The organism is Devosia sp. BK, from assembly GCF_032907385.1.
Taxonomy (GTDB): Bacteria; Pseudomonadota; Alphaproteobacteria; order Rhizobiales; family Devosiaceae; genus Devosia.
In genome coordinates this window covers 680,957-700,944 of the sequence record NZ_JAIMBX010000002.1, presented here as the reverse complement: position 1 = coordinate 700,944, position 19,988 = coordinate 680,957, and the positions used below count along the sequence as shown (strand labels likewise).

Annotated in this window: 15 protein-coding genes; 7 read left to right on the top strand and 8 right to left on the bottom strand. The window is 61.0% G+C overall.

Going from position 1 to position 19,988, the window contains the following annotated elements:
* Positions 1-64: 64 nt before the first annotated feature.
* From DevBK_RS15410 to DevBK_RS15400, 3 genes are all read left to right on the top strand, one after another.
* The gene (locus tag DevBK_RS15410; RefSeq protein WP_317186077.1) at positions 65-2,374 is read left to right on the top strand and encodes a Tex family protein; all 2,310 of its coding nucleotides are present in this window, start codon (positions 65-67) and stop codon (positions 2,372-2,374) included.
* Positions 2,375-2,456: 82 nt separating this feature from the next.
* Positions 2,457-3,062, top strand: coding sequence for a sulfite oxidase-like oxidoreductase (locus tag DevBK_RS15405; RefSeq protein ID WP_061911789.1), 606 nt, complete (start codon positions 2,457-2,459; stop codon positions 3,060-3,062).
* A complete protein-coding gene (locus DevBK_RS15400) occupies positions 3,055-3,798 on the top strand; it encodes an FAD-binding oxidoreductase (protein ID WP_061911659.1) in 744 nt (247 codons plus the stop codon). Before DevBK_RS15405 ends, DevBK_RS15400 begins: the two co-directional genes overlap by 8 nt.
* On the opposite strand, the gene DevBK_RS15395 is transcribed toward DevBK_RS15400, so the two are convergent.
* The 5 genes from DevBK_RS15395 to DevBK_RS15375 form a co-directional block, all read right to left on the bottom strand.
* Positions 3,795-4,853, bottom strand: coding sequence for an ABC transporter ATP-binding protein (locus DevBK_RS15395; RefSeq protein ID WP_061911658.1), 1,059 nt, complete (start codon positions 4,851-4,853; stop codon positions 3,795-3,797). The two genes, DevBK_RS15400 and DevBK_RS15395, sit on opposite strands and share 4 nt — an antisense overlap.
* A 10-nt stretch (positions 4,854-4,863) precedes the next feature.
* On the bottom strand, positions 4,864-8,058 hold the full coding sequence (locus tag DevBK_RS15390; protein ID WP_317186076.1) for an alpha-mannosidase: 3,195 nt from the start codon (positions 8,056-8,058) through the stop codon (positions 4,864-4,866).
* Complete coding sequence (locus DevBK_RS15385) at positions 8,055-8,867, bottom strand: carbohydrate ABC transporter permease (protein ID WP_061911656.1); 813 nt, start codon at positions 8,865-8,867, stop codon at positions 8,055-8,057. The genes DevBK_RS15390 and DevBK_RS15385 overlap by 4 nt, the downstream gene beginning before the upstream one ends.
* Entirely contained in the window at positions 8,867-9,757 is an 891-nt protein-coding gene (locus DevBK_RS15380) for a sugar ABC transporter permease (protein ID WP_317186075.1), read from the bottom strand. Before DevBK_RS15380 ends, DevBK_RS15385 begins: the two co-directional genes overlap by 1 nt.
* 132 nt (positions 9,758-9,889) lie before the next feature.
* Positions 9,890-11,206 (bottom strand): extracellular solute-binding protein, encoded by a 1,317-nt coding sequence (locus DevBK_RS15375; protein ID WP_061911654.1) that lies wholly within the window; start codon positions 11,204-11,206, stop codon positions 9,890-9,892.
* A 297-nt stretch (positions 11,207-11,503) separates the two neighbouring features.
* On the opposite strand from DevBK_RS15375, the gene DevBK_RS15370 reads away from it, so the two are divergent.
* Positions 11,504-12,520 (top strand): LacI family transcriptional regulator, encoded by a 1,017-nt coding sequence (locus DevBK_RS15370; protein ID WP_317186074.1) that lies wholly within the window; start codon positions 11,504-11,506, stop codon positions 12,518-12,520.
* Here the strand turns inward: DevBK_RS15370 and DevBK_RS15365 are convergent.
* The 3 genes from DevBK_RS15365 to DevBK_RS15355 all read right to left on the bottom strand — a co-directional run bounded on the left by DevBK_RS15365 (position 12,517) and on the right by DevBK_RS15355 (position 17,241).
* Positions 12,517-13,707: an OpgC domain-containing protein gene (locus DevBK_RS15365; RefSeq protein WP_317186073.1), complete on the bottom strand. Its 1,191-nt coding sequence runs from the start codon at positions 13,705-13,707 to the stop codon at positions 12,517-12,519. The two genes, DevBK_RS15370 and DevBK_RS15365, sit on opposite strands and share 4 nt — an antisense overlap.
* Positions 13,708-13,735: 28 nt before the next feature.
* Complete coding sequence (gene mdoH / locus DevBK_RS15360; RefSeq protein WP_200940971.1) at positions 13,736-15,493, bottom strand: glucans biosynthesis glucosyltransferase MdoH; 1,758 nt, start codon at positions 15,491-15,493, stop codon at positions 13,736-13,738.
* Between the two features lie 143 nt (positions 15,494-15,636).
* Positions 15,637-17,241, bottom strand: a complete 1,605-nt coding sequence (locus tag DevBK_RS15355; protein ID WP_317186072.1) for a glucan biosynthesis protein G — start codon at positions 17,239-17,241, stop codon at positions 15,637-15,639.
* Positions 17,242-17,243: 2 nt separating this feature from the next.
* On the opposite strand from DevBK_RS15355, the gene DevBK_RS15350 reads away from it, so the two are divergent.
* The 3 genes from DevBK_RS15350 to DevBK_RS15340 all read left to right on the top strand — a co-directional run bounded on the left by DevBK_RS15350 (position 17,244) and on the right by DevBK_RS15340 (position 19,839).
* Complete coding sequence (locus DevBK_RS15350; protein WP_317186071.1) at positions 17,244-17,459, top strand: hypothetical protein; 216 nt, start codon at positions 17,244-17,246, stop codon at positions 17,457-17,459.
* Between the two features lie 189 nt (positions 17,460-17,648).
* Positions 17,649-18,758: an S-(hydroxymethyl)glutathione dehydrogenase/class III alcohol dehydrogenase gene (locus tag DevBK_RS15345; protein WP_317186070.1), complete on the top strand. Its 1,110-nt coding sequence runs from the start codon at positions 17,649-17,651 to the stop codon at positions 18,756-18,758.
* Between the two features lie 70 nt (positions 18,759-18,828).
* A complete protein-coding gene (locus DevBK_RS15340) occupies positions 18,829-19,839 on the top strand; it encodes a substrate-binding domain-containing protein (protein ID WP_317186069.1) in 1,011 nt (336 codons plus the stop codon).
* Positions 19,840-19,988: the final 149 nt, after the last annotated feature.

Genomic DNA, 19,988 nt, shown 5'->3' with positions numbered 1-19,988 from the left:
CCGCATGTGTTTTCGCCAAATTCCCCACTATGGTCGCGCCAGTTCGACTCAACTTGGCTGACCCATGGCGCTCCCCTCCCAAAACCTTGCCACCCGCATCGCCCAGGAAATCGGCGCCAAGCCCGATCAGGCCAAGGCCGCGATCGAATTGCTCGATGGCGGCGCCACCGTTCCTTTCATCGCGCGCTACCGCAAGGAAGTGACCGGCGGGCTCGACGACACCCAGCTCCGCACGCTTGAAGAACGCCTCGGCTACCTTCGCGAACTCGACACGCGCCGCGACGCGATCCTCAAATCCATCACCGAGCAGGGCAAGCTCACGCCAGAGATCGCCCAAGCCCTCGCCGCCGCGCCCACAAAAGCCGAATTGGAGGACATCTATCTCCCCTTCAAACCCAAGCGCCGCACCAAGGCGGAAATTGCCCGCGAGCGGGGACTCGGCCCCCTGGCCGAAGCCATCCTCGGCGACCGCCGCCTTGTCCCTGCCGATCTCGCCGCCAAATATCTCACCGACGATGTTCCCGACGTAAAAGCCGCGCTCGACGGCGCCCGCGACATCGTGGTCGAACAGATGGCCGAAAACGCCGATCTTGTCGGCCGCCTTCGCACCTATATGAAAGACCGCGCCACCATCCGGGCCAAGGTGATCAAGGGCAAGGAAGAGGCCGGCGCAAAGTTCTCCGATTATTTCGACCACACAGAACGCTGGGCCACCGCCCCCAGCCACCGGGCGCTGGCGATGCTGCGCGGCCGCAATGAGGAAGTGCTCTCCGTCGATATCGAAGTCGATGCCGACGAAACCTCTGCCGTCAAACCCGCCGTCCGCATGGTCGCCTCCGCCTACCAGGTCGGCGGCGCCCTCCCCGGCGACAAATGGCTCCTTGAAGTGGCAGGCTGGGCTTGGCGCACCAAACTCTATGTGCACCTCTCGCTCGATCTGATGCGCGATCTCCGCGAACGCGCCGACGAAGAAGCCATTCACGTCTTCGCCCGGAATCTCAAAGACCTGCTGCTCGCCGCCCCTGCCGGCTCCCGCGCCACCATGGGCCTCGATCCCGGCATCCGCACCGGCGTCAAAGTCGCCGTCGTCGACGGCACCGGCAAGGTCCTCGCCACTTCGACGGTCTATCCCTTCCCGCCGCGCAATGACGTTTCGGGCACCCAGGTCGAACTCGCCAAACTCATCCGCGCCCACAATGTCGAACTCATCGCCATCGGCAATGGCACCGGCTCGCGCGAAACCGAAAAGCTCGTTGCTGACATGCTCGCAAGCATGCCCGCGCCAAAGCCGATGAAGGTCATCGTCTCCGAAGCCGGCGCCTCGGTCTATTCCGCCTCTGCCCTTGCCGCCGCCGAATTCCCCGGTCTCGACGTCTCGCTCCGCGGCGCCGTCTCCATCGCCCGCCGCCTCCAGGACCCGCTCGCCGAACTGGTCAAGATCGAACCCAAGAGCATCGGCGTCGGTCAATATCAGCACGATGTCGATCAATACCGCCTCGCCAAATCGCTCGATGGCGTCGTCGAAGATGCGGTGAATGCCGTCGGCGTCGATCTCAACACCGCCTCGGCCCTGCTCCTCTCCCGCGTCTCCGGTCTCAGCGGCTCGATCGCCGAAGCCATTGTCAATCATCGCGACGCAAACGGCCCCTTCAAGACGCGAAAAGAACTGTTGTCCGTCGCCCGCCTCGGCCAGCGCACCTTCGAGCAAGCCGCCGGGTTCCTGCGCATCACCGATGGCACCGAGCCGCTCGATGCTTCCTCAGTCCACCCCGAAGCCTATGGCGTTGCCCGCAAAATCGTCGCTGCCTGCGGCCGCGATGTCCGCGCCCTAATGAGCGATCCCTCAGCGCTCAAGGCCTTGGACCCGCGCGTCTTCGTCGACGAGCGCTTTGGTCTGCCGACCGTTTGCGACATCATCGGCGAACTCGAAAAGCCCGGCCGCGATCCCCGCCCCGCCTTCAAGACCGCAACTTTTGCCGAAGGTGTCGATGACATCAAACACCTGAAACCCGGCATGCAGCTTGAAGGCACCGTCACCAATGTCGCCGCCTTTGGCGCCTTCGTCGATATCGGCGTCCACCAGGACGGGTTGGTCCACGTCTCCCAGCTCGCCGATAAATTCGTCAAAGACCCGCATGAGGTCGTCAAAGCCGGCGATGTCGTGAAAGTCACCGTCGTCGAAGTCGACGTCCCCCGCAAACGCATCGGCCTCACCATGCGCCGCGACGGCGGCGCCTCGGCCCGCGAGGATCGTCCGCAGCAACAGCGGCCCGCCAACAGCCGGCCATCCCAGCAGCGCCCCGCCCCCGCGCCCAAGGCCAACGACCAGGGCGCGTTTGGCGCGCTCCTCAGCGCCGCCATGAAAAAGAAGTAACCCGCCTCCCCGCCAGCGCGGATTGCCTGAAACGCCGCGCTGGTTTCTACTGCCGTCCAGCTTCACGCCGGAGGAAACGACCATGGCGACACGCGGCTTTACCGGACGCCCCCGCGAACCCGAGCAAAAGGATCGCGTCCCGCCCGGCCAGCACCTCGTCGATTATTTCCCCGTACTCACCGCCGGCCCGACGCCCCATATCGCGACCGAAAGCTGGAAATTCACCCTCAAGGTCGGCCCGCGCCCGGTCAAAACCTGGACCTGGGCCGAATTCAACGCGCTCCCCATGACCAAAATGGTGCGGGATATCCACTGCGTCACTACATGGTCGATGCTCGATACCACCTGGGAAGGCGTCCTCATCGACGATCTTCTTGCCGACGCCTTTATCGAGCCGCCGACCAAGTTTTTGCTCGCCCATTCCTATGATGGCTATTCGACCAATGTCCCCGCCGCCGATCTCCTCACCGGCAAGGCGATGGTGGCCCTGAAATATGGTGGCAAGCCGCTAGAGCGCGACCATGGCGGCCCCGCCCGCCTTCTCGTGCCGCATCTTTATTTCTGGAAGTCGGCCAAGTGGGTCAATGGTCTCCAATTCACCGAGCGCGACGAAGCCGGCTTCTGGGAATTGCGCGGCTACCACATTTATGGCGACCCCTGGAAAGAGCAGCGCTATACCGATGATTGATACGATCAATCGCGAGATCCGCTGGCAAGAGGCGAGGATCACGCGCATCGTTGCACGGACAAAGACGCTCTCGAGCTTCTTCTTTCTGCCGCCCGAGCCTTTCGCCCATCGCGCCGGCCAGCATGTTGATGTTCGCCTCACGGCGCCCGATGGCTATGTCGCCCTGCGCAGCTATTCCATCGCCTCGGCGCCCAATACCGTTCCCGAAATCGAACTCGCCATCGACCGGCTCGATGATGGCGAAGTCTCGCCATTCTTCCACGATGTCGCCGAGGTGGGCGACGAGATCGAACTGCGCGGCCCACTCGGCGGCCACTTCGTCTGGAGCCCCACCAATGGCGGCCCGCTCCTTCTCATCGGCGGCGGCTCCGGCGTCGTGCCCCTGCTGGCCATGATCCGCCACGGCTTTGCCGAAAAATCCGACGCCCGCGTGGTGCTTCTCTTCTCGGCTCGCACCGCCGCCGAAGCACCCTTCCTCGACGACCTCCTCGCCATCGAAGCTGAGTGGGAAAACTTCACCCTGCGCCTCGCCCTCACCCGCGAAACGCCCAGTCGCCCAAGCGACTACGCTCGCCGCATCGACGGCCCGATCATCACAGACACGATCAAAACGCTCGGCGCCGCGCCAAAGCATGTCTTCATCTGCGGCAGCAACGCCTTCGTCAACGTCGCCGCCGACCGCGCCGTCGAAGCCGGCATGCCCGCCGAGATCATCCGCACCGAGCGCTACGGCTAAGCGCGAATCGCCCGTCCCTGTTCATCGAACAGATGCACCTCGTCGGGTGGCAGTGCGATATGCATCGCCTGGTGCAATTCGAGGTCTGGCGCGCCGTCGAGTTTCACCGTCACCATTTCCCCGTCCGGCAGTTCGACATAGGCCAGCGCATATTCGCCGAACTGTTCGATCACGGCGAGCGTCCCGCTCAGATGCGCGCTTTCCGGGCTCGCCAAAGTCAGATGCTCGGGCCGTGCCCCGATGGTTTTAACCTTTGCGAGATCGACGCCGCTCAATGTTAACGGAATGTTACCCGGCAGGCGCAGTTGATTGCCCTCTGGCGTCACGGAGATAAAGTTCATGCGCTGGCTGGCGATGAACCCCGCCACGAAGGTGTTGACCGGGTTGCGATAGAGATCGAGCGGCGAACCGACCTGCTCGATATTACCTGCATTGAGCACCACGATCCGGTCCGCGAGGGTCATCGCCTCGACTTGGTCATGGGTCACGTAAATCATTGTCGCATCAAGCGTATCGTGCAGTTTTGCAATCTCGACACGCGTCTGCGCCCGCAGCGATGCGTCGAGATTGGACAGCGGCTCATCGAACAAAAACACCTTCGGATTGCGCACGATCGCCCGCCCGATGGCGACACGCTGCCGCTGCCCACCAGAGAGCGCCTTGGGCATGCGATCGAGATAGGCTTCGATCTGCAAAATCCGCGCAGCTTCCCTAACCCGTTGATCCACCTCTTCTTTCGGCGTCTTCTTGAGCTTGAGGCCAAAGGCCATGTTCTCATAGACCGTCATATGCGGATAAAGCGCATAAGACTGGAACACCATGGCGATGCCGCGCTGGGGCGAGGGCACGTCATTGACCACCCGGCCCTCGATTGAAATCTCGCCGCCCGTAATCGGTTCGAGCCCGGCGATCATGCGCAGAAGTGTTGATTTCCCGCAGCCCGAAGGCCCGACGAAGACAACGAATTCCCCGCTTTTGATCTCGAGATCGACCCCATGGACGACCTCGAGGTTCCCATAGGATTTCCGGACTTGGCGAAGCGTGACATCGGCCATGAAAACCTCCTTAGACTTCCAGGAGAAGCGTTGTGATTTCGAAGGGGCGCAGCTTCAAGGTGACGCTATTGTCCTTGATTGCCAAAGGCTTGCTCGGCCCCTCTTCCATCAGGTTGACCGTGCGCACGCTCTTGACCTTAACCCCGAAGGAGATGGTCGCCTCGGCCCGGATATTGGCGTGCTCGAAGACGCGCAGCACCACGGCGTCGGATTTCTCGGCCTTTTTCACTGTCTCGATGGTAACGTTATCCACGTCCACCTGAGCGAAGCTAAACTGGGCGAGTTCACCAGCCTTCGCCGCCGAAGGCGTCAGATTGCCGATCACGGCGAGGGGGTTGTTGAAGCGTTCGGCCGCGCGATGCACCTGGGCCAGATCCGCCACGCCTTCATGGATGAAGAGCGCATAGCGGATGCGATGTTCGCCGAGGTCAGCGTCGGGCGCCGGGAAGGTCGAACCCCGCACCAGTGTCAGGCGCACCGATTGCTCGTGGCAATCATAGGCGTATTTGCTGTCATTGATCAGTGCGGCGCCAAAGTCGGACTCGGAAATATCGACCCAACGATGCATCGAGGCCTCAAACCGCGCGCGGTCCCAGGTGGTGTTGCGATGGGTCGGGCGCTTGACGTGGCCAAACTGAATTTCCGAGCGGATTTCGGAAATGTTGAGATCGAACGGGAACTGCGCCTTGATGACCTGCTGCCGCTCCTGCCAATCGATGAAGGTGTCGAACTCCACCTGACGCGCACCGGCGGAAAGCGAAATCACCTGCACGATCAATGACTTCTGGTACTTTCGTTCAACCCGGATCGCCGCGCGGTGCGGACCGGTTTCGACGACCGAAATCTTCGTCGGGCTATCGGCCAGCGGCCAGAATTGCTCTTCGAAATAGCGGTCAATATCCCAGGCGTCCCATTCCATGGGCTTGTCTTCATAGGCAATCAGACGATTGGCCGTCTTGCCCGGCGCCAGCACATCGCGCTGCCGCGTCTTGTCGAAGATGCCGGTGATCTCGCCCGATTTGTCGAAGTCGACGCGGATCAGCTCATTCTCAAGGTGCTTTTCGGAGACCGAAACGCTTGAGGTCATCACCAACGGGCCTGCGACGACCTGCGCCCCGGTCCAGCCGAGCGCCGCGATATTGCGCACCGGCGCCACGGATTCCGTGCTGCCATCGGCGCGGGTAATGGTCTGGATCGGTGCCGAGCCATTCGCCGTCGCCAGCGTATTGCCATCGGCAACCTGGCCGAGGCTCACCAGTTCCGCGCGGTTCTGGCTCGTGAAATTGAGCACGCGAAGCTGATCCTTGCCGGGCTTGGCAAAGGCCTGGGCCGCCGCATGCCAAGGCCCGTTTTGCGAGGAGAGCGTCGAGAAGATCTGGTGATATTCGCCATCGCTATCGACATAAACTTCCGGAATAGATGTGCCCGGCAGGATGTCGTGGAACTGGTTGATCAGCACCAGCTCCCAGAATTCGGCAAGCGTTTCAGTAGGATAGGCATGGCCCGCCTGGGTCAGCGCCATGACGCCGACAAATTCGAGCTCGCGCAAACGGCGCTCGGCATTGCGGTTATTGGCCTTGTTCTTGGCGACCGAGGTCAGCGTGCCGCGGTGATACTGCAGATAAAGCTCGCCATTCCAGGTCGGGAATTTGCCGGGGTTCGCATTCATCGCCGCGCCAAGGCGATCAAGGAATGGCACGATGCCCTCAAGCTTGACCTTGGGTGCGCCGGGAATGCCACGCTCGAGCCGCGTGCCACGCTCGATCATGGCGCGCGTCGGTCCCCCGCCGCCATCGCCATAACCATAAGACATGACGACCTGATCATAAGCCGCCTTGGGCTCATAGCGCTTCCATGCGCCCATGGTCTCGGAAACAGAGAGATCGCCATTGTACGTCGTAAAAATCTGTTCGCTGTCATACCTTTGCGCGGTGATCAGCTGCGCTTTCGTGACGGTCCCGTCGATGCCGCGCCAGAAGAACGTGTCATAGGGATGCCGATCCGTGTCGTTCCAAGAGAGCTTCGACGTCACGAAATATTCGAGCCCGGATTTCTCCATGATCTGCGGCAGGTTAGCCGAATAGCCGAACGTGTCCGGCAGCCAGACGGTCTTCGGCGTCACCTTGAAGTTTTCAATATGGAAGCGACGCCCGCGCATGATCTGGCGGACCAGCGATTCACCGGAAGCGATGTTGACGTCCGGCTCCACCCACATGGCGCCTTCGATCTCGAACTGCCCGGATTTGACCTTCTTGAGCATGCGCTCCCAGATTTCGGGATAGTCCTTTTTCAGGAAGTCGAAGAGCACCGACTGGTTATACATGAAGACGAACTGCGGATACTCCTCCATCAGGTTGAGCACCGTGGCAAAGCTGCGCCCGGTCTTGTCGCGCGTATGCATCACGCGCCAGAGCCAACCGACGTCGAGATGGGTCGAGCCCACCGCTGTGATTTGCGGCTGCACTTCGGTGTCGACCAGATCGTAGATCTCCTTGGCGATCTTTTCGGCCGCCGGCAGGGTCGCTTCGAATTCCGGCGTATGCCCATCGCGTCGATCAAGTGCGCGCAGGGCGCGATCGACGATGTTCAGAATCGCCTGCCGCCGCGGATCGTTCTGATAGAGGCGCACCGCCACATCGAGCGGGGTCTGCAGGTCATAATAGAGTTTTTCCGCGCGCTCATTGCGCACCAAGAAATCCACTTCGAACCCAACAAGCGGCCGGTCAAAGAACGTAAAGGCATTGACCAGAATGACGTGCTTGTTGCCTGGCTTGGCATTGCGCTCAATGACGAGTTCAGTGTGATTGCCGTCCAGCGCCTGCGCGATCTTGCCGTCGAGATAGGCGAGACATTGCGGGTCTGTCGAACCGGGTCGGTCCTGCCATTGGCTGGTGAAATGGGCGACAAAAACCTTGCCCTTCGCTTCTGCCGGCACGGTAATTTCAGCGGCGAACCACGTGTGTTCCTGATGCTTGGCCCAGACAGAATGGCTGCCGAACTTTTCCCAAGTCCGCCAATCCGCCTTCAGCGCCTCTGCCGCTGTAAACCCGTCGGCGCGCTGCACGTGCCACTGGAACGGCACATTGGCGAGCGGCGTGCGGATCTTTGTTTCAAGGTCCTTGCAGAGGCGGAGGAGCTTTCCTTCCATCTTGAGGTCGTCATCGAGAAGACCGAGCTTGGTGGATTGTGGATTGGAATAGGTCATCCTTTGACTCCGACACCGGCGAACCCTGTGTTCATGTTCCGCCGCAACAAGAAATAGACGGCGATGGCAGGCGCCGCATAGAGAATGGAAAAGGCCGTGAGGAAGCCATAGTTGATGGCGCCCTGCTGGCCGAACGCTGCGTAAAGCCCCACCGACATCGGGAAGGCATCCTGCACGCGCGCAAAGATCAGCGGCAGCAGGAACTCGTTCCAGGCTCCCGTGAAGCTGAAGAACCAGACCACCGCAATGCCCGCGCGCGACATTGGCAACACGATTTTCGTGACAATCTGAAGAAGGGTAGCGCCTTCCACATAGGCGGCTTCCTCAAGCTCGATCGGCACGGTGTCGAAGAAATTTTTCAACAGCAGCAGCGTGAAAGGCAAATTGAGAATGGTCAGCGCGATGATGACGCCGAGCTGATTGAGGAGGCCCGAGCGCTGCGCTGCAAAATAAAGCGGCACCAGCACGCCGGCCGATGGCAGCATGCGCAAGAGGACGAGCGTCCAGAGGAAGGCGTTGCGCCCCGGAATGCGCAGGCGCGACAGCGGATAGGCCGCCGAAATGCCAACCACGACCGATAGCGTCGCCGTGCCCGCCGCGATGATGAAGGAATTGAGGAACTGCCGCCCGGCATTGCCGCTGACAGCGAGCCCAAAATTGTCAAAGCCAAATGCCCGCGGGATTTCAAGCTGGCCGGTCGAGAGCGGATTGAAGGCGTTGAGGATCAGCCAGGAAAAGGGGCTGACCCAGATCACCGCCATGAAGGTCAGCGCAATGGCGGTCAGGCGCGAGGGGCCGGTATTGTCCATTATTTGGGCTCCCGCAGAAGACGGAGATAGAAGAGCGACAGGAAACCAACGATCAGCAGCATGGCGACCGAAATCGCCGAGCCAAAGCCCAGATTGCCGCGCGAAAAGCTCTGATTATAGAGGAACACGGCGAGCGTTTCCGTCTGCCGCCCCGGCCCGCCGCCGGTCATTGCGAAGATCAGCGGGAAATAGGTGAAGGTCCAGATGGTGATGAAGAGCATATTGGTCGCGATATGCGGCCGGATGATCGGCAATTGCACAAGCCAAATGCGCTGCAGCGGCGTCGCGCCATCGACCTTGGCCGCCTCGACCACCTCACGGCTTACCGAGTCGAGGGCTGCGGAAAACAACAGATAGGACCAGGCCGTACCCTTCCAGATGTTGGCGATGGTCACGACCGGTAGGGCATAATTGTTGATGAAGTTGATCGGCGGAAAGCCAAGCGGCACGACGATCAATTGGTTGATCAGACCCGTCTGGCTCGTCGTTGCCGACCAAAGGAATGCAGCGACGATATCGGGCAAGAGCCAGCCGAGCATGATGCACACTTCGACCACCGTGCGCAGCGTCGATTGCGTGCCGCGCAGCGTCGCCGCGAGCAGGAAACCCAGGACCGACTGGCCGACAATGGCCGAGAAGAACACGAAGATAACCGTGGTCCAGAGCGATTCAAGAAAACCGCGGCGCGTAAACAGCCGCTCGAAATTCTCGAGCCCCACCCAGCTCCACTCAACGCTCTTCCGCCCGACCAGTGCGAGATCGGTGAACGAAAAGGCAAAGGCCCAGGCGGTGAAATAGAGCAGCGCACCAATCAGGACGATGGCTGGCAACATGCCGATAACAAGCAAATAGAGATTGCCGGTGAGCCAAGGATTGACCTGATTTTTCATGGATTTTTTCTCACTGGCAGAAGATCGGCCACGCATCCCGCGTCAGCCCCAAGAGGGCGACAATCGAGAATAAAACTCCCGTCACGGCGGCACCCGGAGGACGAGTGGGCGCCGCCGCGTCGGGAGGACTCTTTATTCGTAGGTGATGACGTTCTCTTCGCCGAACTCGTCGACGAGAGCGTTGTGATAGGTCTCGATGACCTCATCGACCGACACACCATCGAGCAGATCCGAAGTCGCCTGCTGGATCAGGGCCGATACTGTCTGATAGCCCGGAACCGTGTCGCGGCCAGTCGTATCGGCGGCAAGAGCCGTTGCCTTGGCAAGGAACGGATCAGCCATATATTCGGGCGAATCCGAGATGTCGGTACGGACTGCCATGCGGTGCGTTTCAAGGGTCCAGGCCTTGAAATTGGCTTCGTCGAAGATCGAGGTGATCAGCTTGAAAGCCAGTTCCTTGTCCGAAGCCTTGGCGTTGACGCCAATGGTCCAGCCGCCCGAAATATTGGTCGTCGCCTTGGTGCCCGGCTCACCCGAACCCGGCCATGGCGTCCAGGCTACTTCCGCATCGCGGACTTCGCGGGTCGGCGGGTTGTTGCAGTCCCAAAGGCATGCATCTTCCCAGGAGCCGGAGGCGAGGATACCGAGCTGGTCGGCAGCGAGAGCTGCGCGAACGGCTGCGCCGATATCGGTGGCGTAGTTCAGATCAGCCGGGTTGAGCTGATCTTCGGAATAAACCTTGGAATAAAGCTCGAACGTGCGGCGCAGGGCCGGGCTGTCACCGATCCACTGATTGGTTTCGCGGTTGAGGAGGCGATTGCGATCGCCCTCTGGCACGTCGGCACCGAGGAGGGCCATATAGACGCCCTGCATGGTCGACGCTTCGCCCTGCTTGGTGCCGGCCGGAAGCTGGAACGGATACTGGACGCCCGCATCCTTGAGCTTTTGCGCGGCATCAAGAATGTCCTGCCAGTTCTTGGGCTCCCATGGGGTCGGGATGCCGGCCTTTTCGAAATTGGACAGATCGTACCAGAGCATGCGCACGTCGGTGTCGGTCGGCAGCGCGTAGACTTCGCCCTGATAGGAAGCGACTTCCAGGAGGCCCGGCAGATAATATTGCGACTGGTCCCAGCCCTTGAGGTGTTCGCCAAGCGGCTCGAGATAACCGGCGGACGCCAGTTCGGACACCATGAACGAATCCATCAAGGCGACATCGGCGGCAGTGCCGGCGCTGAGATCGAGCGCGATGCGCTGATCATAGCCCTGGCCCGGCAGCTTGATGGCATTGACCTTTTCACCGGTCTCTTTTTCGAAATTGGCAATGCCGGGCTCGACCAAGGCGGCGATCCAATCGGCATACATGAATGATATTTCAGCCCGCGCAGGCAGCGTCGACGCGGCCATCAGCGTTAGGGCGGCAACGGTCGACAGGAAACCGGTTTTGAGCATTAACTCCTCCTCTGCTCTTTGGCCGCGCTTTGCACCGCGGCTTTGCACCGGACCTCCATATCCAGCACCGCCCGAGGTAATCACAACCTCTGCAACGTTGCAATGGCCTCGTGCTATTTGTCATCCCTGCTGACCTATCCGATTTTTTATCTAATGATATCAGCGGCTCGATCCGAGCTGTATCGTTTTCATCGAACCGTTCGGCCAATAGAACGTTACAAAAAATTCGCATTGGATTGGCCGTGCGGCCATGTGTAGACTCGCGGTCCAGATATTTCATGAACAGCCAAGACGACAGTGACCAAAGCCAGTAACGGCAATCAGCGCGTGACGCTGAAAACCATTGCCGAAATGACGGGGCTGAGCCTCTCGACCGTCTCGCTCTCCTTGCGGGGCGGTACGACGCTCAAGCAAGAGACCCGCGACAAGGTCAACGAGGCCGCGCGCTCGCTCGGCTATGTGCCGGACCGTGCCGGGGTACGCCTGCGCACCGGCAAGACCAATGTCATCGCGCTGGTTCTCGATGGCGCCGAAGACTCCATCGATTTTGCGCGCTCGATGATTCAGGGCATTGGCCACGCCATTCGCGGCACGCGCTATCACCTGACGGTCATCCCCGAATTCGAGCAGCACCCCACCACCGATACGATCGGCTACATCCTCTCCAACCGCACCGCTGATGGTGTCATCATCACCCATACCGGCCCGCGCGATCCGCGCGTGCAGATGATGATCGATGCCGACTTCCCCTTCGTCAGCCATGGGCGCACCGAGTTTTACACGCCGCACGCCTATCACGATTTCAAGTCCGAGGAATTTGCGGCGCTTGCCGTCAGGCGGCTCGTAGACCTCGGTCGCAAGGACATCATGCTGGTCATTGGCGATGACAGCACCACCAATTACCAAAATATCGTCACGAGTTTTCGGAAAAACGCCGCCCGCGCCGGCGTCGAGGCGCGCGTATTGGAAGGAACGGCCAAACTGCCTCCCGCGGAGATGCGCCAGGTGGGCTTAAAACTGGCCGCCGCGCCCGACCGGCCAGACGGCATCATCTCCGACAGCGAAATGCGCACCATCGCGCTTGTGGGCGGACTCACCGAGGGCGGCGTCGTGCTTGGGCGGGAAGTGAGCCTCATCTACAAGCAAACCTCCGGCATTCTGCCGACGCTCTTTCCGCAGATGGACAGCATACGCGAGGACATTTTTGGCGCCGGCGGCGAGTTGACCCGCCTCCTCCTCCGCCGCATCGACGGCGCGCCTATCACCGACTTGCAGACGCTTGCCGAACCGCAGCCGCATTGGCGGAGTGTTTAGGGCGCAACCGGCCCCACTGGCACAGCCTTGGCCCGCGCTTCGCCCGCCCGCATCTTAACCGTGCCGGTCAGGGCGTAAGCCAGCCCCACCTGAATGCCGAGGCCCACAATCAGGATCAGCGCGTCGGTCAGCGTGCTCGCCGGCGTCCCGGCCTTAACGGCCTGGAAAAAGAGGCTCAGCGCCGTGCCGGTCGAGAATACTGCAAGCCCCTGTCGCCCCATGACCCGGAGCGGCGAGACCCAGCGCGAAGCCGCAATCGTCTGCATGGCCGGGATCGAGGCGAGAACATAGAACAGACACAGGGCGTGCAGCAGCCGCGGAAGCGACAGGAAGGTCTTGTCGAAGGAGTGGATGTAGAACGGAAAGCCCGACTTCCAGAGGAAGGTCAGGAAACCATTGCCCATGGCGCCGACCGGCCTCACCTTCATCCAGAAAATGGTGAGGATCAGGAAGCCCAGCGCGAGGAGGAAGGCCTGCGGATTGACCGGGAAAAACCGCCGCGAGGTCTTCATGCCGATCCCTGCGATGAGCCCGATGACAAAGATCAACTGCCAGGAGAGCGGATTGAAGAACCAGCCGCCGGAATTGGGATAGTTCGGGAAATTGAGCCGGAACTGACCGGCGATGGCCCAGACCAAGACCGAGCCGGCGAGCACCCAATAGGGCTTTTTCAACGCCGCCATGATGAGGAACGGCGTGAACAGCAGCAGCGTCAGATAGAGCGGCAGGATATTGAGATAGCCGAACTGGTGCGTCAGCAGCGGAATGCCGATCAGCGTTGGCAGCGGATCGCGCGCCAGTGCTTTGAGATTATTGGTTTCGAGCAGTTCGTAGAGCCCGAAATAGTGCGCCGCCCCGGCAAATGTGCCGAGGAAGATGAACGTCAATGTCAGGTGCACGAAATAGAGCTGGCGCGCCCGTGCCCAGGGCCGGGCGACCGAGAGCCAAAGCGGCGCCTTCTTGAGGATTGAGCCCGAATAGGCCAGCCCTGCCGCGACGCCCGACATGAAGACAAAGGCTTCAGCCGCGTCGGAAAAGCCAAAATTGCGATTGGTGAAATATTCGAAGACCGTGCCCGGCACGTGGTTGATGAAGATCATCACCAGCGCGAGGCCGCGGAACATGTCGAGCCGTTCGTCGCGCGCGCCGGGCGGCAACGGAGCCGGCCCCGCCATGATCGATCGCATGAATGGAATTGCCCCCCAGAAGGAAGGCCTAGGCTGGAGCATGGATACCCACTTCGGCAAGACCCGATGTCTTTACCGGGGCGGTCGCACGCCAGCCGGCAAGAATCAAGTCCGCTTCGCGGATAATCGCGCTTGGTGCCCGCTCGCTGGGCACGCTGAAGAGCCAGGAACTGACCGGCGCATCGCCACCGCGCGAGCTCGCCCAGATGACGAGCGGCGCGGCGAGCGCCGGGGCTGCCACGGGCAGAAGCCAGGGCAGATAGGCCAGAGCGAAGAGCGCCATGAAGACGAGCGTTGCCAACGCCGTCACGACGATCCACCAACTGGCAGCAAAGGCTGTTTTCATCGACACAGCCTTGGCATCCCGTTCGGTCGCCGGCCAGCCACCGTCGAACCCGAACAGAATTTGGAAAACGGCGCGGCTCTGGAAAGCGAGCAGCACCGGAGCGATGACGGTCGAAATGACAATCTCGCTTAAAACCGAAGGAATAATGGCCCAGCCGCCAAACCGCGCATTGGTGCCGTCAATGGCGCCGCGCAGGGCAATGGCGAATTTGGGCAGGAGCAGCGTGGTCAGAACACCGATACCGATGAGCCACGGCGTCGCGCCCCAGCGGTCACCGCCACTGTCGGGCAAGATGCTGGCCGCAATGCTGGCGATCAGCAGCAGCAGCCAGAGCGGCGAGGCCAAATAGGCCATTATGCCCTGGACGAAAGTGAACCGGCTCCAGAATTTAAGACCGGGCGCCGCAATCAGGCGACGATGCTGCAGGTTGCCCTGGCACCAGCGGCGATCGCGCTTGGCGTATTCGATGAGGTTTTCCGGACCCTGCTCATAGGAGCCGCCGAGTTCAGGGTCGACCTCGACCTTCCAGCCACCACGGGCAAGCAGGGCTGCCTCGACATAGTCGTGGCTAAGGATATGGCCGCCATAAGGTGGCTTGCCGGAAAGCACGGGCAGGCCGCAGCAGGACGCAAAGGCCCGCACGCGCACGATGGCATTGTGCCCCCAATAGGGACCATGTTCGCCCTGCAGCATGGCGGAGCCACGCGCGAAATAGCGTGAGAAATAGGCCGAGGAATACGCCATCATGCGGCCAAAGACCGTACGCGCCGCGATCACGACCGGCACGGTCTGTAGCAGACCCATTTCCGGATCGGTATCCATGCGCCGCACCATGGCCACCATGGTGTCGGCTTCCATCAGGCTGTCGGCATCAAGGATGATGGCATAGTCATAGGCGCCACCCGAGCGGGCAACGAAATCCTCGATATTGCCGGCCTTGCGCCCGACATTGCGGTCGCGGCGGCGATAAAAGATGCGGCCAGCGGCCTCGGGCTCGACGATCAGGCGCTCGAATTCGCTCGCTTCTTCCGCTGCCACCTCAAGCGAGGTCGAATCGGAAAGAATGACGAAGTGAAACTGTGGGCCAAAGCCGCGCGCCACGATCTGGCGGTTCATCGCCGCGATGCGCGCAAAGGTTTCGACCGGATCTTCGTTGTAGACCGGGATCAGCACGGCCGTCTTGCCCTCGGGCCGGCCGACATCGCGCCGCGGTTTCGGCGCCGGCGACAGCGCGCCCAGTAGGCCGATCGTGCCGCCCCAAACGAGCCAAAAGCCGGTGAGGACCAGAAGGGTTGTCCTCACCCAATCGAGGAAAACCGGGCGGTTGCCCCCGATCAAGTCGAGAAAGACCGTGCCGGCGGTCAAGCTCACGGCCGCGGCAAAGCTCAGCGTAAGTAGCCTTAGCCACTCAGCCTGCCCCATCGTGTGCCGATTGCTCATACGTTCACTGTCCTAGCCACGCTGCCATACGAACAGGAAAGCACGCCAAAACGATCCAAATGCGGCAGGACGCTCAAGCGCCTGCTTTGGCATGGACAAGGGTGCATTCGGCAAGCCGTCTAGGGGCTGGAAATTCTGATGCTTCATGCGGGTACTCCACGCCATTGGTAAAGCCAGGCTTCGGTCAGCGGTTCTCCGCCCGATCCAATGCTGGCTCGCAATTCAATTAGGCTCTGCCCCTCGGTCTCGACATCGAGCACCAACCGCCAGAGGCCATTGGCTTCGATCTGAGAAAAGGTCGATCCCACGATCTCGCCGGCCGATGCTGTCGCCTCGACTTCAAAGACCGTATCGGGCGAAAGTTCGGCGAGCCTGCCGCCATCGAAATCGATGACGAATTTTCTCAGGCTTGCGGCATTTTCGACACCGGAGACACCGCCCTGCCCGATGCGCGTCTCGACCACATGGGCAAGAGCATCATCGTCGCGCGGCATCAGATCGCCCCAGATCAACCGATAGCCATATTCACGGGCTTCGCCTGCCTTCGGGGGCTCGTTGGGAATCCAGAACGCGCCAATATTGTCATCGGTTTCCGACTTGGCCGGAATTTCGATGAGACGAACCTGGCCCTGCCCCCAATTGCCTGTCGGCTCGACACGCATCGAGGGGCGGCGTTCATAATGGGCGCCCGCATCCTGGTAGGATTCGAATTCGCGATTGCGCTGATAAAGGCCAAAGGCGCGGATATTGGCGTCCCAGAAGTAGGAATTGCCAAGCTGCTCGTTGTTGTTGAGCTGGCGCCATTGCGGCAGGCCCGCTTCGGGCTCGATGACGAGACCAGAACAATCATGCACCTGCGGCCGGAAATCGTCGAATTCATGCCGGTTGGTTTCGGCAAAGAGGAACATCGAGGTGAGCGGGGCAATGCCCATTTCGGCGATATCGGTGCGGAAATAGAGCCGCGCCGTCACGTCCATGATGGTTTCCTGCTGGCTTTCGCCGGCGGGATGGATGACGAACCGATAAGCGCCGGTGACGCTCTGGCTTTCAAGCGCCGCATAGACCGTCAGCGGGCCCTTCTCGCTTGGGCGCTCGATATAGAATTCGCTGAAGCGCGGGAATTCTTCCGGGCCATCGCGCCAGGAATTGATCAGGAGGCCACGCGCGCTCGAGCCGTAGATATTGCCGCGGCCAAGCGCGCGGAAATAGCTCGCGCCCAGAAACGCGACGAGTTCGTCGGCCACATCCGGACGGTTGAGCGGATAGTTGATGCGAAAGCCGGCGATCCCTGGAAACTCGGCGGTCTCCATCTTCTCGCGCTCGGCCTTGTCATCGAAATGATAGATGAAATCGTCCGAGTTGAAGGCGAAGGGATGGGAATCCCCGTCGGTGATCTCGTAGACCGAGACCTTTTCCTTGAAGAGCCAGCCGGGCGGGAACGCCTGGATCTGGAAGCCGTGATCATCGCCGAGCCAGCGCGCCTTCTTGGTGTTGAACTGCACCCGGCGGTAGCCGTCGTAGTTGAGGCCGGTATAGGCCTCGGAATCGATCAGCTCGGGGCTCTGATAGGGCCGTCCGGCAAGGTCGCGCATGCGCGCGGAAAAACTGTCGAAGTCGAACTGGCCCGAAACGGGTTCGAGCGCCATCGCCGCGCCGGTGAGCGACGTCGTGGAAAGCAGGGCAAGTGTCGCCGCGGCGCTGGTCAGAAAAGCGCGGCGGGAAAAGCGATGGGAATGAGCGGTGAGCATTTGTGACGCTTGTTGTTCTTTGCTTTCCATCAATTTCCGGCAACGCCGCCAAGGTGGGAAAGTTGTTGCATGGCGGGCATGCGAATCACGCATACCCAAACGGCTCTCGTTTCCGCCTTCTGGCGGCCTTGTTCCACGCCTTAAAAATGCGTGAACAGCGCCTCGCTAAGGGTCGATTGGGGCGAAAGACAGGCGATCAAAAAATGAACAAAAATTGATTTGGTTCCACTAAACCGATGAAATTCCTCAAAATCTCAGGACTCTCGGTGTTTTGATCGGCTGTTTTGCTGGCTTTGCGCCGCTTTCGATGCGCCGACTTGCCGCAGATGAAGCCACTCTTGCGGTGACTTGCACCCCGGAGCATGGGCTTGTACCTCACGATCAAGACCGACTTGAGGAAGCCAGCCATGAAATCCCGCGCCGCCGTCGCCTTTGCGCCAGGAAAGCCGCTTGAAATCGTCGAGATCGACGTCGCTCCGCCCGAGAAGGGCGAGGTGCTGATCAAAATCACCGATACCGGCGTCTGCCACACGGACGCTTTCACACTCTCAGGCGATGACCCGGAAGGGCTCTTTCCCGTCGTTCTAGGCCATGAAGGCGCGGGCGTCGTTATCGAAGTCGGCGAAGGCGTCACCTCGGTAAAACCCGGCGACCACGTCATCCCACTCTACACTGCCGAATGCGGCGAATGCCTCTTCTGCAAGTCGGGCAAGACCAATCTCTGCACGTCGGTCCGCGCCACACAGGGCAAGGGCGTGATGCCCGATGGCACCACGCGCTTTTCCTATAATGGCGAGCCGCTCTACCACTATATGGGCTGCTCGACTTTCTCCGAATATACGGTCGTCGCCGAAGTCTCCCTCGCCAAGATCAACCCCGAAGCCAATCACGAGCACGTCTGCCTTCTCGGCTGCGGCGTCACCACCGGCATCGGCGCTGTTCACAACACGGCCAAGGTGCAGGAAGGCGACACCGTCGCCGTTTTCGGTCTCGGCGGTATCGGCCTTGCCGTCATCCAGGGGGCGCGCCAGGCCAAGGCCAGCCGCATCTTTGCCATCGACACCAATCCGGGCAAATTCGATCTCGCCCGCGAGTTTGGCGCCACTGACTGCATCAACCCCAAGGATCACGACAAGCCGATCCAGCAGGTGATCGTCGAAATGACCGGCTGGGGTGTCGACCACTCCTTCGAGTGCATCGGCAATGTCAACGTCATGCGCGCCGCCCTCGAATCCGCCCATCGCGGCTGGGGCCAGTCGATCATCATCGGCGTTGCCGGCGCCGGCCAGGAAATCTCCACCCGCCCCTTCCAGCTTGTCACCGGCCGCAAGTGGATGGGCACCGCCTTCGGCGGCGTCAAGGGCCGCAGCCAGCTTCCCGGCATGGTCGAAGACGCCATGAGTGGCAAGATCGACCTCAAACCCTTCGTCACCCACACGATGGGGCTCGATGAAATCAACCACGCCTTCGATCTCATGCATGAAGGCAAGTCGATCCGCTCGGTGATCAAGTACTGATCACCAACGCCTCTTGACGGGGCGTGGAATGAAAGCAACATCGCGGGCCCGACACTCGAGGCCCGCGATCATGACTGAGGAACGCCGCCCCTTCGTCAGCGCGCGCACCGTCGCCGAGCGCGCCGGCGTTTCCCGCTCCGCCGTTTCCCGCACCTTTACCGATGGCGCCAGCGTTTCCGAGGAAACCCGCCGCAAGGTCCTCGAAGCGGCCGGTGAGCTTGGCTACCACGTCAATCACCTCGCCCGGGGTCTGCGCGAACGCAGCAATATCGTCTGCCTCGTCGTCGCCGACATGACGACGCCCATCCGTGCCCGGCTGATCGACGTCTTAACCCGCAAATTGCAGGCCGCCGGCAAGGTGACCATGGTCATCAATACCGGCACGGACGAGCAAAGCGTCGCCTCGGCCATGCGGCAGACCCTAAACTATCGCGCCGATGCCACCGTCTTTCTTTCCGGTACGCCGTCGGCAAAGCTCATCGAAACGAGCCTCACCAATGGCCAACAGGTCGTCCTCATCAATCGCGACGACCCGCTGACCGGCTGCCACAATCTCGGTGTCGACAATGAAATGGCCGGCCGCGAGGCCTTCTTTCTCCTCCGCCGCGCCGGCTGCAAACACCTTGCCCTCGTCACTTCTACTGCCCATACCGCAAGCCTCATCGAGCGCGAACGCGTCTTCGTCGCCGTCGCCGAAGCCGCCGGCCTCCCGGTCACCGTCATGGCTGCCGGCCCCACTACCTATGCCTCGGGCTATGAAAGTGCGCGGCGCCTCTTCGGCCGCTCCGATGGTCCCGATGGCGTCTTCTGCGTCACCGATCTGCTCGCGCTCGGTTTCATGGATGCGGCCCGCCACGAGTTCGGCCTCACCCTCCCCGATCAGCTTTGCCTTGTCGGGTTCGACGATATCGAAGAGGGCGCCTGGGAATCGTATAAGCTCACCACCTTCGCTCAGCCCTTTGCCGAAATGGGCGATCACGTGGTCGACCTTTTGGCTGCACCAGTGCCGGTTGTCCCCGGCCGCCGCATTTTTCAGCCCGTCCCGATCTGGCGAAAAAGTATAAGAGCCTCAGCACTCTAAAAAGGGTGCTGCACAGACGGAAACACCTTGCACACGTGCGCAGCCTTTCACTGTCATCAAAGCGTTACCCAAGCAAAATATTGAGCACAGCCGAAAGAGATGGAATTGCACTTGTGTGCAAGCATCTTTCGGTGTTGTCTGGTGCTGCA